General features: G+C 61.6%; 15 protein-coding genes and 2 pseudogenes. 3 read left to right on the top strand and 14 right to left on the bottom strand.

Annotated features, from left to right (window positions below; translation table 11 throughout):
- Window positions 1–851: 851 nt before the first annotated feature.
- From ASC85_RS33765 to ubiE, 12 genes and pseudogenes are all read right to left on the bottom strand, one after another.
- Entirely contained in the window at window positions 852–1,565 is a 714-nt protein-coding gene (locus ASC85_RS33765) for a methyl-accepting chemotaxis protein (protein ID WP_442966197.1), read from the bottom strand.
- A 141-nt stretch (window positions 1,566–1,706) separates the two neighbouring features.
- Window positions 1,707–2,687: pseudogene (locus ASC85_RS33760) on the bottom strand (methyl-accepting chemotaxis protein); the annotation flags it as partial.
- Window positions 2,688–2,890: 203 nt separating this feature from the next.
- Window positions 2,891–4,807, bottom strand: a complete 1,917-nt coding sequence (locus ASC85_RS06975; protein ID WP_057448762.1) for a HAMP domain-containing methyl-accepting chemotaxis protein — start codon at window positions 4,805–4,807, stop codon at window positions 2,891–2,893.
- 132 nt (window positions 4,808–4,939) lie between these two features.
- Entirely contained in the window at window positions 4,940–5,647 is a 708-nt protein-coding gene (locus ASC85_RS06970) for a 16S rRNA (uracil(1498)-N(3))-methyltransferase (protein WP_057448761.1), read from the bottom strand.
- Entirely contained in the window at window positions 5,644–6,441 is a 798-nt protein-coding gene (tatC, locus tag ASC85_RS06965) for a twin-arginine translocase subunit TatC (protein ID WP_014336144.1), read from the bottom strand. The genes ASC85_RS06970 and tatC overlap by 4 nt, the downstream gene beginning before the upstream one ends.
- Window positions 6,438–6,857 carry a Sec-independent protein translocase protein TatB gene (tatB, locus tag ASC85_RS06960; protein WP_057448760.1) on the bottom strand — a complete coding sequence of 140 codons (420 nt, stop codon included), beginning with the start codon at window positions 6,855–6,857 and terminating at the stop codon, window positions 6,438–6,440. Before tatB ends, tatC begins: the two co-directional genes overlap by 4 nt.
- Window positions 6,858–6,867: 10 nt before the next feature.
- Window positions 6,868–7,155 (bottom strand): twin-arginine translocase TatA/TatE family subunit, encoded by a 288-nt coding sequence (locus tag ASC85_RS06955; RefSeq protein WP_057448759.1) that lies wholly within the window; start codon window positions 7,153–7,155, stop codon window positions 6,868–6,870.
- Window positions 7,156–7,179: 24 nt separating this feature from the next.
- The gene (locus ASC85_RS06950) at window positions 7,180–7,512 is read right to left on the bottom strand and encodes a phosphoribosyl-ATP diphosphatase (protein WP_003186671.1); all 333 of its coding nucleotides are present in this window, start codon (window positions 7,510–7,512) and stop codon (window positions 7,180–7,182) included.
- On the bottom strand, window positions 7,505–7,903 hold the full coding sequence (gene hisI / locus ASC85_RS06945) for a phosphoribosyl-AMP cyclohydrolase (protein ID WP_003196931.1): 399 nt from the start codon (window positions 7,901–7,903) through the stop codon (window positions 7,505–7,507). Before hisI ends, ASC85_RS06950 begins: the two co-directional genes overlap by 8 nt.
- Before the next feature lie 131 nt (window positions 7,904–8,034).
- The gene (ubiB, locus tag ASC85_RS06940) at window positions 8,035–9,639 is read right to left on the bottom strand and encodes a ubiquinone biosynthesis regulatory protein kinase UbiB (protein ID WP_057448758.1); all 1,605 of its coding nucleotides are present in this window, start codon (window positions 9,637–9,639) and stop codon (window positions 8,035–8,037) included.
- Window positions 9,636–10,260 (bottom strand): annotated as a pseudogene (locus ASC85_RS06935) (ubiquinone biosynthesis accessory factor UbiJ). Before ASC85_RS06935 ends, ubiB begins: the two are co-directional and overlap by 4 nt.
- Window positions 10,260–11,030 carry a bifunctional demethylmenaquinone methyltransferase/2-methoxy-6-polyprenyl-1,4-benzoquinol methylase UbiE gene (gene ubiE, locus ASC85_RS06930; protein ID WP_003196937.1) on the bottom strand — a complete coding sequence of 257 codons (771 nt, stop codon included), beginning with the start codon at window positions 11,028–11,030 and terminating at the stop codon, window positions 10,260–10,262. Before ubiE ends, ASC85_RS06935 begins: the two are co-directional and overlap by 1 nt.
- A gap of 155 nt (window positions 11,031–11,185) precedes the next feature.
- On the opposite strand from ubiE, the gene ASC85_RS06925 reads away from it, so the two are divergent.
- The 3 genes from ASC85_RS06925 (at window position 11,186) to ASC85_RS06915 (ending at window position 13,055) form a co-directional block, all read left to right on the top strand.
- Window positions 11,186–11,461 (top strand): polyhydroxyalkanoic acid system family protein, encoded by a 276-nt coding sequence (locus ASC85_RS06925; protein ID WP_003196939.1) that lies wholly within the window; start codon window positions 11,186–11,188, stop codon window positions 11,459–11,461.
- A gap of 264 nt (window positions 11,462–11,725) precedes the next feature.
- On the top strand, window positions 11,726–12,148 hold the full coding sequence (locus ASC85_RS06920; RefSeq protein ID WP_046064121.1) for a phasin family protein: 423 nt from the start codon (window positions 11,726–11,728) through the stop codon (window positions 12,146–12,148).
- A 10-nt stretch (window positions 12,149–12,158) separates the two neighbouring features.
- The gene (locus ASC85_RS06915) at window positions 12,159–13,055 is read left to right on the top strand and encodes a phasin family protein (protein ID WP_057448757.1); all 897 of its coding nucleotides are present in this window, start codon (window positions 12,159–12,161) and stop codon (window positions 13,053–13,055) included.
- A 165-nt stretch (window positions 13,056–13,220) separates the two neighbouring features.
- Here ASC85_RS06915 and ASC85_RS06910 read toward each other — a convergent pair whose 3' ends face one another.
- Window positions 13,221–13,841, bottom strand: a complete 621-nt coding sequence (locus tag ASC85_RS06910; RefSeq protein ID WP_014336152.1) for a TetR/AcrR family transcriptional regulator — start codon at window positions 13,839–13,841, stop codon at window positions 13,221–13,223.
- A 60-nt stretch (window positions 13,842–13,901) separates the two neighbouring features.
- Window positions 13,902–15,584 (bottom strand): class II poly(R)-hydroxyalkanoic acid synthase, encoded by a 1,683-nt coding sequence (gene phaC / locus ASC85_RS06905; protein WP_057448756.1) that lies wholly within the window; start codon window positions 15,582–15,584, stop codon window positions 13,902–13,904.
- Between the last annotated feature and the right edge of the window lie 5 nt (window positions 15,585–15,589).

Raw genomic sequence — 15,589 nt, 5'->3', positions numbered from 1 at the left:
CCGCCGCGAAGGGCCATCCATGGCCCAGCGCGGCTATCCCGGCATCCATGCCGGGATGCCCACTCCACAATGCCTGCGTTCGGCCAGCGTGGTTAACGGGGCGCCTGAGATCAACGTCCACCGCGAGGCGGCCTAGTAGCCGACCTGGCTCTCACGGTCGTACACCCATCAGACTTGTTTGAGCAGGTCCTGTGGGAGCAAAGCTTGCTCGCGAGGCGGCTTGACAGCCGACCTGGCTCTCCCGGTCGTACACCCATCAGATCTGTTTAAGCAGGGCCTGTGGGAGCAAAGCTTGCTCGCGAGGCGGCCTGACAGCCGACCTGGCTCTCCCGGTCGTACACCCATCAGGTCTGTTTGAGCAGGACCTGTGGGAGCAAAGCTTGCTCGCGAGGCGGCCTGACAGCCGACCTGGCTCTCCCGGTCGTACACACCCATCAGATCTGTTTGAGCAGGACCTGTGGGAGCAAAGCTTGCTCGCGAGGCGGCATGACAGCCGACCTGGCTCTCCCGGTCGTACACCCATCAGATCTGTTCGAGCAGGGCCTGTGGGAGCAAAGCTTGCTCGCGAAGAGGCCGGTACATCCATCATTGATGCAAGCAGACCCACCGCCATCGCGAGCAAGCCCGCTCCCACAGGGATCGGCGGTGGACGCTGATTTTATAAACGACCCAAAAACCTATGTGGGAGCGAGCCTGCTCGCGAAGGCGGCGGGGCAGTCAGTATTGATGTTGCCTGACAGACCGCTATCGCGAGCAAGCTTTGCTCCCACAGATCTAACGGGCCCACGGAGCAATGCCGGAGTGAGGGCATGCCGAGCCTAGGCGAGGCAACGAGTGGTGGGCCGAAGGCATCAAACCCGGAACCGCCCCACCAACGCCTGCAAATGCACCCCCAACCGCGCCAGCTCAGCACTGGAGGCGGCAGTCTCCTCACTGGACGACGCCGTCTGCTCCGACACATCACGCACATTCAGCACACTACGGTTGATCTCCTCAGCCACAGCACTCTGCTGCTCGGCCGCCGCGGCGATCTGTTGGTTCATCGACTGGATCGCCGAGACGGTGCGGGTGATGTTTTCCAGCGAGCCACCAGCGCGGCGGGTCAGTTCGACACTGCTGTCGGTGAGACCGCGGCTGCTGTCCATGATCGTCGAGACTTTTTCGGTACCGCTCTGCAGGCCAACGATCAGTTCTTCGATTTCTTCGGTGGACTTCTGGGTGCGCTGCGCCAGGCTGCGAACCTCATCGGCCACCACCGCAAAGCCACGTCCGGCTTCCCCTGCACGGGCCGCTTCGATGGCGGCGTTGAGGGCCAGCAGGTTGGTCTGTTGGGCCACGGACTTGATCACGTCCAGCACGCTGCCGATCTTGTCGCTTTCACGCTTCAAATCGCCCATCGCCGTGGTGGAGTTACCCACTTCCTTGGCCAGACGCTCGATCTGGGCGATGGCTTCGCCGACGACCCTTTCGCCCTCGCGCGCCTGCTGGTCGGCGGCGACGGCGGCTTCGGAGGCTTCTTCGGCGTTGCGTGCCACTTCCTGCACCGTGGCAGTCATTTCATTCATGGCAGTGGCGACCTGATCGGTTTCCATTTTCTGGCTATTGACCCCGGCACTGGTCTGCTCGGTGACGGCCGAGAGCTGTTCGGCGGCGCTGGCGATTTGCGTAACCCCATCGCTGATACCGCCGATCAGCTGCCGCAGGCTGATCACCATGCGTTGCAGGCTGCTTTGCAGCTGGCCCATTTCGTCGCGACGATTGACTTCAAGGTTATGGCTCAGGTCGCCCGAAGCGACGCGTTCGACTGCAACCAGGGTGTGTTGCAGCGGAACGACGATTTGCCGGGTAATGATCCACGCTGCCAGCAGGCCAAACGCCAAGGCCAGGAGGGTGACGATGATCAACGCCTCTTTCGCGTGAATCGTCTCCTGATCACGCTTCTCTGTCTGGGAGGCAGTCAATCGGTGGCTTAAATCGTTCAAACGGGTGTCTTGCTCCAGCATTCGCTTGAGGGCTGAGGCATTGGCTACCTGAGAGTCTCGGTACTGACCGACTGCGGCGCGATAGGCCTTCATCGATTCGGTGGCCTGTTGCAGGTTGGCGGTGTACTGCTCCGGCAGCTTGCTTGGCAGGACTTCCAGGTTTTTCAAGACGTTATCAATGGCCTCCAGCGCCGGTTGCTCGGCTTCGGCCTTGCCGCTGTAGGTGTAGCCCCGGACCTGGTAGCGCGCTTGTTGGATGAGCTTGCTCAGCTCAACCACGTCGTTGAATAGAGGGACGCTGTCGCCTTGGCGCAAGGCATCTTCGACCTCCTTCACCTTGGCCACGGCGTTGTCGGCGTTGGCCCCCAGCTTGTATCGGGCTGATTCGCGGTTCTGGGTTGCCTGGGTCATGTCGGCAAAGGCACGTTTGTACTCGTCGAGCGTCGCCAATTGCTGATTGAGCATTTCCAGGTCCGAGGCACGCGTAAACGTTTTGAGGGAGGCGTGCGTGCCTTCCTGCAGCTTGACCAAGAGTTCGCTGACGGCTGTCGGTCCTTGTTCACCGCGACGCATTTCATAGTCGAGACGGGCGACGCGCAGATCCTTGTCCAGCTCGTTGAGCTCGGCGATGGAAGCCTGCTTATCTGCGCGGCTGATCACACTACTCAGGCTGTTCCAGCCGGCGAAGGTGCTCAGGACGGTCATGAGCAGTACCAGGCCAAAACCGAAACCCAGTTTGCGATTGACGCTTACATTTCCCAGCTTTTCGGTCAGCCAACTGAACATGCTGATACTCCCTCGAACCTTTTATAGGCTTTATGAGAAGAGTATCGACCATGTTGTGGCGATCTGTAGGAAATAGGCGGGTGTATTCCCGTGGCGAGGGAGCAAGCTCCCTCGCCAGGGTGTCAGACCTTGAACCGCCCCACCAATGTCTGCAAATGAACGCCCAGCCGCGCCAGTTCGGCGCTGGAGGCGGCGGTTTGTTCGCTGGAGGCGGCGGTTTGTTCGGACACGTCACGTACGTTCAGCACGCTGCGGTTGATTTCCTCGGCCACGGCGCTTTGTTGCTCGGCGGCTGCGGCGATCTGTTGGTTCATCGACTGGATCGCCGAGACCGTGCGAGTGATGTTTTCCAGTGAGCCACCGGCGCGGCGGGTCAGCTCGACGCTGTTGTCGGTCAGGTTGCGACTGTTGTCCATGATGGTCGCGACCTGCTGGGTGCCCGATTGCAGGCCGACGATCAGCTCTTCGATTTCTTCGGTGGACTTCTGGGTGCGCTGCGCCAGGCTGCGAACCTCATCGGCCACGACCGCAAAGCCACGTCCGGCTTCCCCTGCACGGGCCGCTTCGATGGCGGCGTTGAGGGCCAGCAGGTTGGTTTGCTGGGCGACGGACTTGATCACGTCGAGCACGCTGCCGATCTTGTCGCTTTCACGCTTCAAGTCGCCCATCGCCGCGGTGGAGTTGCCCACTTCGAGGGCCAGGCGTTCGATCTGGGCGATGGCTTCGCCAACCACTTTTTCACCTTCGCGTGCCTGCTGGTCGGCGGCGAGGGCGGCTTCGGAGGCTTCCTCGGCATTACGTGCCACTTCCTGCACGGTGGCGGTCATTTCGTGCATCGCGGTAGCGACCTGGTCGGTTTCCACTTTCTGGCTGTTGACGCCAGCGCTGGTCTGCTCGGTAACGGCCGAGAGCTGGTCGGCGGCGCTGGCAATCTGTGTGACGCCTTGGCTGATGCCGCCGATCAATTGGCGCAGGCCCACGGTCATGCGCTGCATGGCCCGCTGCAGCTGGCCCAGTTCGTCGCGGCGCTCGGAGTTGAGGTCGTGGGTCAGGTCGCCGGCGGCCACGCCCTCGGCGATCTTGAGGGTCTGGCTCAAGGGGCCGACGATCTGCCGGGTGATCGCCAAGGCTGAGATGATGCCGAACAAGAGGGCCAGGGTTGCGGCCCCGATCAGGAAGGTCTTGGCCTCGGCCGCATCACGGTCACGCACGCCGGTCTGGGAGACGGTCAACTTTTGGCTGGCTTCGAGCAACACTTCGCCTTGCTCGGCCATGCGCTTGAGTGCTACGGCGGTATCAAGCTGGGAATCGCGGAACTGGCTAACCGCCGCTCGATAGAGGTTCATCGAGTCGCTGGCCTGCTGGAGCCTGTCGGCGTGTTCTTCAGGCAACTGGGCCGGCAAACGTGCAAGCAGTTTCAGGACATCGGTAATTGCATCGATGGCCGGTTGTTGGGCCTCGCTTTTGCCACTGTAGGTGTAGCCGCGAACCTGATAGCGCGCCTGTTGGATCGCCTTGCTCAGGCTCACCACGCTGTTGAACTGGGTGACGTCACCGCCTTGCAGCAGCGTTTTTTCCACTTCGGCGACGCGGGCCACGGCGTTGTCGGCGTTGGCGCCGAGTTTGCTGCGGGCGTCTTCACGGCTGGCGGTGGCGAGGATCATCTCGGCGAAGGCGCTTTTGTATTCGGCGACGGCGGCCAGTTGCTGGTCGATCAGTGCAACATCGTCCGGCTGTTCAATCAGCTCGCGAGCGGTCTTGAGCCCCGCGTCGAGCTTGCCAATCAGATCGTTGACCTCCTGCGGACCGTTTTCTCCACGAGAGTTGTAGTAGTCCATGCGCGCCAGGCGCAAGTCCTTGGTCAACCCGCTGAGTTCGGAGATGAACCCCAGCTTGTCGCCACGGCTGATCACGTTGCCCAGGCCGGTCCAGCCGGTAAACGCGATCATCAAGGTCAGGAACAGCACAAGGCCGAAGCCTGCGCCGAGTTTGCGATTGACGCTTACATTTCCCAGACTCTGGGCAAACCACTGGAACATGCCGATACTCCCTCGCAGCGCTTATTTTGTTTTATCCGTGCTATATCGGCCTTCAGGGAGGGATCTGTAGAAATGAGCGGAAGATATTGAACTCGCTGACTTGTGGCGAGGGGAGCATCAGGCCGCAGAGGATCAGAACAGACGCGCAAGCAGCGCTGTAACCGCGGTCTCGACCCGCAGGATCCGCTCACCCAGTTGTACCGGTTGCAGGCCGGCCTTGCCCAGCAGGTCGATCTCGTAGGGAATCCAACCGCCTTCGGGCCCGATGGCCAAGGTCACCGGTTCTGTTAGCGCTCGCGGGCAGGGCGGGTGGTTGCCAGGGTGGCCGACCAGTCCGAGGGTGCCGTTCACGATGGCCGGCAGGCGGTCCTCGACGAAGGGCTTGAAGCGTTTTTCGATGATGATTTCCGGCAGCACGCTGTCCCGGGCTTGTTCCAGGCCCAGGATCAGTTGCTCACGGATGGCCTCGGGCTCGAGGAACGGTGTCTGCCAAAAGCTCTTTTCCACGCGATAGCTGTTGACCAGCACCACACGCGGCACGCCCATGGTGGCGACGGTCTGGAACACCCGTCGGAGCATTTTCGGACGCGGCAGGGCCAGTACCAGGGTCAGCGGCAACTTGGCCGGCGCTGGCTGGTCGAGGGTCACTTGCAGTTCGGCTTCGCGGGCTTCCAGGCGCAGCACCTGGGCCGTACCCATCAACCCACCGATACGCCCGACCCGCAGGCTGTCACCGACGGCGCTGCGATGGACTTCCTGCATGTGGGTCAACCGGCGATCGCTCAGGATCACGCGGTCGGGCCCGATGAAGTCGGCCTCTTCGAGCAGCAGCAGGTTCACGCTTGTGTCGCTGGCGGCTGGTCGTTGTGGTCATCGACCGGTTGTTCCTCGGGCTCTTCTTCCCGGCGCTTGCGCACCAGGCCACCGAACAGGATGCCGATCTCGAACAGCAGCCACATCGGCACCGCGAGCAGGGTCTGGGAGAAGATGTCCGGCGGGGTCAGGATCATGCCGACCACAAAGCAGCCGATGATCACGTAGGGGCGGATCTTCTTCAAATACGCCACGTCGACCACGCCGATCCACACCAGCAGCACCACGGCCACCGGGATTTCGAACGCCACGCCGAAGGCGAAGAACAGCGTCATGACGAAATCCAGGTAGCTGCTGATGTCGGTCATCATTTCCACGCCCGCCGGGGTGGCGGCGGCGAAGAACTTGAAGATCAGTGGGAACACCAGGTAATAGGCGAAGGCCATGCCGGTGTAGAACAGCAGGATACTGGACACCAGCAGCGGCACGGCGATGCGCTTTTCATGCTTGTACAGGCCCGGTGCGATGAAGCCCCAGATCTGGTGCAGGATCACCGGGATCGCCAGGAACAGCGAGACCATCATCGTCAGCTTCAGTGGCGTCAGGAACGGCGACGACACGTCGGTGGCGATCATTGTCGCGCCTACCGGCAGGTACTGGCGCAGCGGCGTGGAGACGAAGGTGTAGATCTGCTGGGTGAAGGAAAACAGCCCGGCGAAGATGATGAAAACCGCCGCGACGCAACGCAGCAGACGGGTGCGCAACTCGGTGAGGTGCGATACCAGCGGCATCGGCTGGTCGTTCTCTGGGATATCGCTCATGGGGCTCGCGGCGGCAAAGTAGGATCGTTAGGCGCAGTGACCGCGGGGGGCGCTGTATCCGCTGTCGGCGGTGTCACTGGCGTCGGTTCAGCCACCGACGCGCCACCCTCTGGCGCTTGGGAAACCGCCGTCGGCTCGGCCATGGGCTGGACTGGCGTCGGTTCCTGTTGGGTCGGCGTGAAGATTTTCCGCGCTTCCTGCTCCAGGGACAGAATATGTTCGTTGTGAAGTTGCCGACGGATGTCGTCGGCACCGATCTCACGTTCAACTTCCTGTTTGATCGCATTGAAGCTGCGCTTCAAACGGCCGATCCACAGACCGGCGGTGCGCGCAGCACCCGGCAGGCGCTCGGGGCCCAGTACCAGCAGGGCGACGAGGCCGACGAGCAGCAGTTCAGTGAAGCTGATCCCAAACATTAGTCAGTGCTCACGAGTCTTTGCGGACGGGCTCTTCGACTTTCTGGGCCTGCACGTCGATGGTGTGCGGCGCATTCACAGGCTGGCTGGCCTGGGGGTGTACCGGTTGGGTCGGCTGCGCGGGTTGGCCAGGAGTCGCAGACGGGTCGGCCGGTTTTTCATCATCGTTCATGGCCTTGCGAAAGCCCTTGATCGACTCACCGACATCGGTGCCGAGGTTTTTCAGTTTCTTGGTACCGAACACCAGCACCACGACGACCAGGATGACGACCCAGTGTTTCCAGTCAAAAATACCCATGTGGCTATTCCTCTCAAAAGTTGATCAGGCGGACGGGCGCGAGGCTTTCTCGACGTGCCCGGACAGACCGAAGCGACGGTCCAGTTCATCCAGTACGGCCTGCGGATGCTGCCCCAGTTGGGCCAGCATGACCAGGCTGTGGAACCACAGGTCGGCGGTCTCGTAGATCACGTCGCTGCAATCGCCACTGATGGCGGCGTCCTTGGCGGCGATGATGGTCTCGACCGACTCTTCGCCGACTTTCTCCAGAATCTTGTTCAAGCCCTTGTGGTACAGGCTGGCGACATAGGAACTGTCGGCCGCGGCGCCCTTGCGCTCTTCCAGCACCTGGGCCAGGCGGGTCAGGGTGTCACTCATGGGTATGTCCTGAATAAATGGCATGCGGGTCCTTGAGCACAGGGTCGACGGTTTTCCAGTCGCCGTTCTCGAAGACGCGATAGAAGCAGCTTTGACGGCCGGTGTGGCAGGCAATCTCACCGACTTGCTCGACCATCAGGATGATGACGTCGCCGTCGCAGTCCAGGCGCATCTCATGCAGGTGCTGCACGTGCCCGGACTCTTCACCTTTGCGCCACAGCTTGCCACGAGAACGTGACCAATAGATGGCGCGGTTCTCGGCGGCGGTCAGGGCCAGCGCTTCGCGGTTCATCCAGGCCATCATCAATACGCGCCCGGTCTTGTGGTCCTGGGCGATGGCCGGCACCAGGCCGTCAGCGTCCCATTTGATCTCGTCCTGCCAGTTTTTCATCGTTGGTCCTGACGGCAGCGGCAAGCTTTAAGCTTCAGGCTGCAAGTAAAAGCGATTCTGTGTTGGGTTGGGCGATAGGTTCAACCGTTTTAGCTTGAGGCTTGCAGCTTATCGCTTGCAACTGATCCGTGCTATCGGCGAACGACCAGATACAGACCGACCACCATCATGATACCGGCGGGCCAGTGCCCCAGCTGGCTCAGCGGCCCACCGGTCGCCAGCACTGCGCCGCCTCCCAGGTGAGCGGCGCCCAGCAGGCGCAACAGCCAGTCGTCCTTGCGTCGCTGCCACGGCGGCGCCGGATCGTGGGCGTGGGGTTGGGACATGCGTTCGAGCAGGTCGCGGGTCATGTTGGCCAGGTGCGGGAGCTGCTCGAACTGGCTTTGCACGTTGCCCAGCAAGGTTTTGGGGCTGACGCGCTCGCGCATCCAGCGTTCGAGGAACGGTTGGGCGGTGTTCCACAGGTCGAGGTCCGGATACAGCTGGCGGCCGAGGCCTTCGATGTTCAGCAGGGTTTTCTGCAACAGCACCAACTGTGGCTGGACTTCCATGTTGAAGCGTCGCGCGGTCTGGAACAGGCGCATCAGCACCTGGCCGAAGGAAATATCTTTTAACGGTTTTTCGAAGATCGGTTCGCACACGGTACGTATCGCCGCTTCGAACTCGTTGAGCTTGGTCTCGGCCGGCACCCAGCCCGAATCGATGTGCAGTTGCGCGACGCGACGGTAGTCACGCTTGAAGAAGGCGAACAGGTTGCGCGCCAGGTAGTCCTGGTCTTCCGGGGTCAGGCTGCCGACGATGCCGCAGTCGATGGCAATGTACTGCGGACTCCACGGCTGCACCGTGCTGACGAAGATGTTGCCCGGGTGCATGTCGGCATGGAAGAAGCTGTCGCGAAACACCTGGGTGAAGAAGATTTCCACGCCGCGTTCGGCGAGCATCTTCATGTCGGTACGCTGGTCGGCCAGGGTCGCCAGGTCGGTGACCTGGATGCCGTAGATACGCTCCATCACCAGTACTTTCGGCCGGCACCAGTCCCAATAGACTTGCGGCACATACAGCAGCGGCGAACCTTCGAAGTTGCGGCGCAGCTGGCTGGCGTTGGCCGCCTCGCGCAGCAGGTCGAGTTCATCGTAGATGGTTTTTTCGTAGTCCTGGACCACGTCCACCGGGTGCAGCAGGCGGGCATCGGCCGACAACCGCTCGGCGGCGCGGGCGAGGATGAACAGCCACGCCAGGTCCTGGGCAATGATCGGCTTGAGGCCCGGGCGGATGACTTTGACCACCACTTCTTCGCCGCTCTTGAGCTGGGCGGCGTGAACCTGGGCGACGGAGGCCGAGGCCAGGGGCTCGACGTCGAAACGGCTGAAGACTTCGCTGATCTTCTTGCCCAGTTGCTCCTCGATCAGCGCTACCGACACCTTGGAATCGAACGGCGGCACGCGGTCTTGCAGGCGCATCAGTTCATCGGCGATGTCTTCGGGCAACAGGTCGCGCCGGGTCGAAAGGATCTGTCCGAACTTGATGAAAATCGGCCCCAGGTCCTGCAAGGCCAGGCGCAAGCGCGCACCGCGACTCAGGTCCAGCGTTCGCCGGGGAAACCAGCGCCATGGCAGCACGAAGCGCAGGGCCAGGAGAAACCAGGGCAGCGGCAGGGCGAACAGCAGGTCATCGAGGCGGTAGCGGATCACGACGCGCTGGATGCGCAACAAACGGCGGACGGCAAGCAGCTTCATGCGTTATCGCTTGGTTTCAAGGGATCGGGAAAGGCGCTCGAAACGCGCCTCGAGACGTTCCAGGTCAAGTTTGATCTGGTCCAGTTCATTAAAACGGGCTTGTGCTTCGCGTTGGCCTACGAGGGTACGCGATTCTTCGGCCAGGTATTCACTCAGATTCTGCCCAAGGCTGGCGAACCCCTGCCGATACCAGCGGCCGCGGCTGCGCAAATGACCGCTGAGCAATTGGGTCGCCACCGGACCGATCCAGCGGGACACTTCGTATTCCCAGTCCAGCTCCAGGTCCTGGAGAATCGCCGCCAGCTCCAGCAGTACGCCGCTGTCGCCGTCGAGCTCCACGTCGGGGCTATGCAGCACCGCGGTCTTGTCCTTGCCCAGGGCCAGGTTCAGCAGGCTCGACGCCGGGGCGCGCAGCGTGCAGTCGGCCTCGGCCTCCCAGTGCGCGGCGAGCATCAGGCCTTCGTCGCTGGGCAGGATGAACAACCGCAACGTCGGGCTGCGGCAGTCGACGGCAATCACCTTGCCGCTCAAGTGCGCCAGGCGCGCGAGCGCCGTGCTGTCCAGGCGCAGCACCCGGTTGAGGCCCAGTTCGACGCTGGCGAGCAGGCCGGTGAGCAGCATCAGGGTTTGATGCCGCGATGCAGGGCAACGATGCCTGCGGTCATGTTGTGGTAGGTCACGCGGTCGAAACCGGCCTCGACCATCATCGACTTCAGGGTTTCCTGGTTCGGGTGCATGCGGATCGATTCGGCCAGGTAGCGATAGCTTTCCGAGTCGTTGGTGATCAGCTTGCCCATCAGCGGCATGAAGGCGAACGAGTAGGCGTCATAGGCCTTGGACATCAGCGCATTGGTTGGCTTGGAGAACTCCAGCACCAGCAGGCGGCCACCGGGCTTGAGCACGCGCAGCATCGAGCGCAGGGCATCTTCCTTGTGGGTGACGTTGCGCAGACCGAAGGCGATGGTCACGCAGTCGAAATGGTTGTCGGGGAACGGCAGCTTTTCAGCGTCGGCCTGGACGAACTCGACGTTGCCGGCCACACCCAGGTCCAGCAGGCGGTCGCGACCGACCTTGAGCATGGACTCGTTGATGTCGGCCAGGACCACCTGGCCGGTCGGCCCGACGATGTGGGAAAACTTCTTCGTCAGGTCGCCCGTGCCGCCGGCGATGTCCAATACGCGATTGCCGCTGCGCACGCCCGACAGTTCGATCGCGAAACGCTTCCACAGGCGGTGCATGCCGCCCGAGAGCAGGTCGTTCATCAAGTCATACTTGGCGGCTACGGAGTGGAAAACCTCAGCGACTTTTTCCGCTTTCTGGCTTTCCGGCACGTTCTTGAAGCCGAAGTGAGTGGTGGGTTCGGCATCGCTGCCTTTGCGCTGATCAGTCATATCGCGGTCACCAAAAAAGAATGCGGGACATTCTAATCCCGGTGGAGGGCTTTGTCTTGGCAAGGCTGAAGGTAAGATGGGCTACCGCCGGGACGTTTTGACGCAGCCAGGGTCTGAAACGTTCAGGCAAGTCCCGATAAAACAGGAGTCACCCGATGGCCCGTATAACTGTTGAGCGTGCCCATGGCCTGGGCAAGGAAGTGGCGCGAGAGAAAGCCGACAAGCTGGCGCAGAAGTTGTCCGACAGCTATGGCCTGGAGCCGCAGTGGGAGGGCGACACCCTGAAACTCAAGCGTTCCGGGGTCAAGGGCGAAGTGCATGTGGGCGACGACTCGATCCGCGTCGACGTGGAGCTGGGCATGTTGATGTCGGCCATGAGCGGCACGATCAAGACAGAAATCGAAAAGGCGTTGGATAAGGCGTTGGCCTGATCGACCGAAAGGAGGATGCAGCACTCAAGTTCACCACCTGTCCACCTGTGGGAGCGAGCTTGCTCGCGATTGCATTGTTTCAGTCACATCAAGGTTGGCTGACACTCCGCCATCGCGAGCAAGCTCGCTCCCACAGGGGAAGTCATCGCCCTCAGGTTTTGTGTCAGTTGTTAGGGTGCCCTTTCTAATTATTCTCACTACTTTGTGCCTGAGCCCGTCCATGTGCGGGCAGTTCCTCAAACCTTTTTTCGAGTGAGGTGCACCATGGCCAAAGTTATTTTGAAGAAAAAAACCGACGTTGAATCTTCCACGCTCAGCGACGTGAAAACGTACGCGCGCAAGATCTGGCTGGCGGGCCTGGGCGCCTACACGAAGGTCGGCCAGGAAGGCAGCGAGTACTTTCAGGAGTTGGTAAAGGCTGGCGAAGTTATTGAAACCAAAGGCAAAAAGAAGATTGCCGGAAAACTTGAAGCGGCTAACAGCGAATTGATTGAAGCCAAGAGCGAGGTCAATACTTTCAAGGCCCGGGTTGAAGTACAACTCGATAAAGTCGAGAAGGTATTCGATGCCCGTGTTGCAAGTGCCTTGAATCGTATCGGCATTCCGTCTAAACATGACGTTGAGACACTCTCTGCTAAGCTCGATGAGCTGACAGCATTGCTCGAACGTGTCGCGCGTAAACATTAAGGAGAACGGGATGGCTGGCAAAAAAATCACAGAAAAAGAGGGCAGCTCGTGGGCCGGGAAGATTGAAAAGTATTCCCGCAAAATCTGGCTTGCTGGTTTAGGCGTGTACTCGAAGATCGACACTGACGGCAGCAAGCTCTTCGAGTCCCTGGTTAAGGACGGCGAAAAGGCCGAAAAACTCACCAAGACGGCAGTCGGCAAACAAGTCGATGCAGCCAAGGACTCTGCCGAGTCCGCCAAGTCGCGAATCGGCGGCGTGAAGGATCGTGCACTGGGCAAATGGGACGAACTGGAAGGGGCTTTCGACAAGCGCCTGAACAGTGCGATCTCGCGCCTGGGTGTGCCGAGCCGTAATGAAGTCAAGGCACTGCACAGCAAGGTCGACACCCTGACCAAGCAGATCGAAAAACTCACAGGCGCCAAAGTCGCACCGGTGGCGACCAAGACTGCAGCGGCCAAGCCGGCCGCTAAAACGGCGGCCAAGCCACTGGTCAAGGCTGCGGCGAAACCCGCTGCCAAACCTGCGGCGAAAGCAGCGGCCAAGCCCGCGGCTAAAACTGCTGCGGCCAAGCCTGCTGCCAAGGCGGCGGCCAAACCGGTAGCGGCCAAACCTGCGGCCAAAGCGGCAGCCAAGCCTGCGGCCAAACCCGCGGCTAAAACGGCCGCTGCCAAACCGGCAGCGAAACCCGCCGCCAAGCCTGCGGCAAAAGCGGCGGCCAAACCTGCTGCGGCGAAAAAACCGGCCGTGAAAAAACCGGCTGCGCCGAAAGCCGCTGCACCGAAGGCGCCGACCGCGGCCGCCAAACCGGCGACCCTGACGAGCCCGGCGAACTCCGCCGCCGCTCCGACCCCGGTCGCCACGCCAACTCCAGCGCCGGCTCCATCGACGCCTACCACCCAGTCCTGATTTCTGCGGGACATGCAAAAACGCCCGGCCTGTGAAGGTCGGGTGCTCGTTCCCACGCTCCCGCGTGGGAATGCCTCCGGGGACGCTCTGCGTTCCGCTGTTTGGGACGCGGAGCGTCCCGGGCTGCATCCCCACGCGGAGCGTGGGGACGAGCGTCACACTGGGTTACTCGTGTTCTTCCAGGTAGCGCAACGCCAGTTGCTCAGTCGCGACCTTGGTCGCGGGCGGCAGGTGCGGGGCCACCAGCATCATGATCTGGTAGACCACCAGCCGAACCTCGCCCTCGCGATCCAGGATCCGCTGGTAGTCCAGGGAGAACAGCAAGGTCATGGTGATCTGCTCCACCAACTGCCCCAGGGCCTGGGTATCGCTGACCAGCAATCCTTGGGCCTTGAGCTGCGCCAGCAGTGAGGCGAGGGTGCGCTTCAGGGCATTGAGCAATTGGCGGATACCCTTGGCCAGCTTCGGCAGGCGCCCGGCCAGGTTCGACAGGTCCTGGAACAGAAAGCGGTACTGCGCCAGGCGCTCGACGATCAAGTGCAGGAACAGCCAGTAGTCTTCCGGCGCCAATTGCACGTCCGCCGGAGGGTCCAGCAGCGGTGCCAGTTCGCCCTGGAATCGCTCGAACAACCCGAGGATCAGCGGTTCCTTGCCATGAAAGTGGTAATAGAGGTTGCCCGGGCTGATGCCCATTTCGTTGGCAACTTCCATGGTGGAGACGTTCGGTTCGCCCTTTTCGTTGAACAATTGCAGGGCACATTCAAGGATGCGGTCGCGGGTTTTCATCCGGTCTTCTTAATGATCAAGTCATGCCACGGCCAATCGCCTGGCCGTGGGGTAAGGCCTTCAGCGCACGCGAACATAGGTGCCGGGAGCTGCGTCCAGAGGCGGGTAGTTCGCATTGCCCAAGGTCATCTGGGTTTCGTGCTGGGCGCCGGAACGCTCCTGGATCCAGCCCAGCCATGGGGTCCACCAACTGCCTTCGACGTGCTTGGCGTCGTAGTACCAGGCCCGTGGGTCGCTGCTCAATTTTGCGCTTTCGATGAAGTTGGCCTTGGGGTTGCCCGGCGGGTTGAGGATGCTCTGGACATGGCCGCTGTTGGAAAGCACGAAGCGTTTTTCGCCACCCAGCAACAGGGTCGAGCGATACACCGCGTCCCACGGCGTGATGTGATCATTGATGCCGCCCACGCTGAAGCTGTCCACCGTCACTTTCTGCAGGTCGATGGGCGTGCCGCACACTTCCAGGCCGCCGGGATGGGTCAGTGGGTTGTGCTTGAAGAAGTCCAGCAGGTCGCCGTGGTAAGCCGCCGGCAGGCGGGTGCAGTCGTTGTTCCAGTAGAGGATGTCGAAGGCCGGAGGCTCCTTGCCCAGCAGATAGTTGTTGATGAAGTAAGTCCAGATCAGATCGTTGGGGCGCATCCAGGCGAACACCCGGGCCAGGTCACGGCCATCGAGGATGCCTTTCTGGTAGGAGCGACGCTTGGCGGCTTCGAGGGTCTGCTCGTCGATGAACAGCGTGGCCGGGCTGTCGATCTGGCTGTCCAGCAAGCTCACCAGGTAGGTGGCACTGGCGACCCGGCGCAACTGGCGCTTGGCTTGCAGGTGGCCTTGCAGGGCGGCGATGGTCATGCCCCCGGCGCAGGCGCCCATCAGGTTGACCTCGCGGGCGCCGGTGATCGCCCGGCAGACGTTCATGGCTTCTTCCACGGCCTCGACATAGCTGGACAGGCCCCATTCGCGGTGGCGTACGTCAGGGTTGCGCCAACTGATGATGAAGACCTGCAAACCGTTTTTCAGGGCGTACTGGACGAAGCTGTTGGAAGGGCTCAGGTCGAAAATGTAGAACTTGTTGATCTGCGGCGGCACGATCAGCAACGGCTTGGCGTATTGCTTTTCGCTCATGGACCGGTACTGGATCAGCTCGAGCAATTCGTTGCGAAACACCACCGCGCCAGGGGTGGTCGCCAGGGTCTTGCCGACTTCAAAGGCATGGGGCGTGGTTTGTCGCGGCAACCCGTCGTTGTGCAGCAGGTCGTCCACCAGATGGCTGAGGCCTCGAACCAGGCTGGTGCCGCCGGAGTTGAACAGCTCCTTGACCGCCAGCGGGTTGAGCAAGGTGTTGGACGGCGAAACGGCGTCGTTGAGCAGGGCGAAGGCGAAGTGGGCGCGGGCGCGGTCATCCTGGCTCATGGTGCTTTCGTCGATCCAGCTCGTCACCTGTTTCTGCCAGCTCAGGTAGGCCTGCAGGCTGCGGCGGTAGAACGGATTGAGCTGCCAGGTGGGGTCGGCGAAACGCTGATCGTTGGGGTTGGTGGGGTGCAGGGTCTCGCCCAGCAGCACACGGCCCAGTTCACCGCCCAGCTTCAACGCATGCCGGGCACTGTGCACCGGGTTGCGCAAGCCGTGTATGGCAACGCTGCGCAAGGTGGACAGCAGGTCCCTGCCACGCAGGCCGGTGACCGCACTTTGTGCGTTGATGAAGCTGGCAGGGGCGGGCATGGAACCCTTCGCCGGTTTGTCGCGCATGAGTC

Origin of the sequence: Pseudomonas sp. Root401 (genome assembly GCF_001425105.1) — a bacterium.
GTDB classification, from domain to species: Bacteria; Pseudomonadota; Gammaproteobacteria; order Pseudomonadales; family Pseudomonadaceae; genus Aquipseudomonas; species Aquipseudomonas brassicacearum.
The sequence above is the reverse complement of the archived record's forward strand: the minus strand, read 5'-3'. Positions and strand labels throughout refer to the sequence as shown.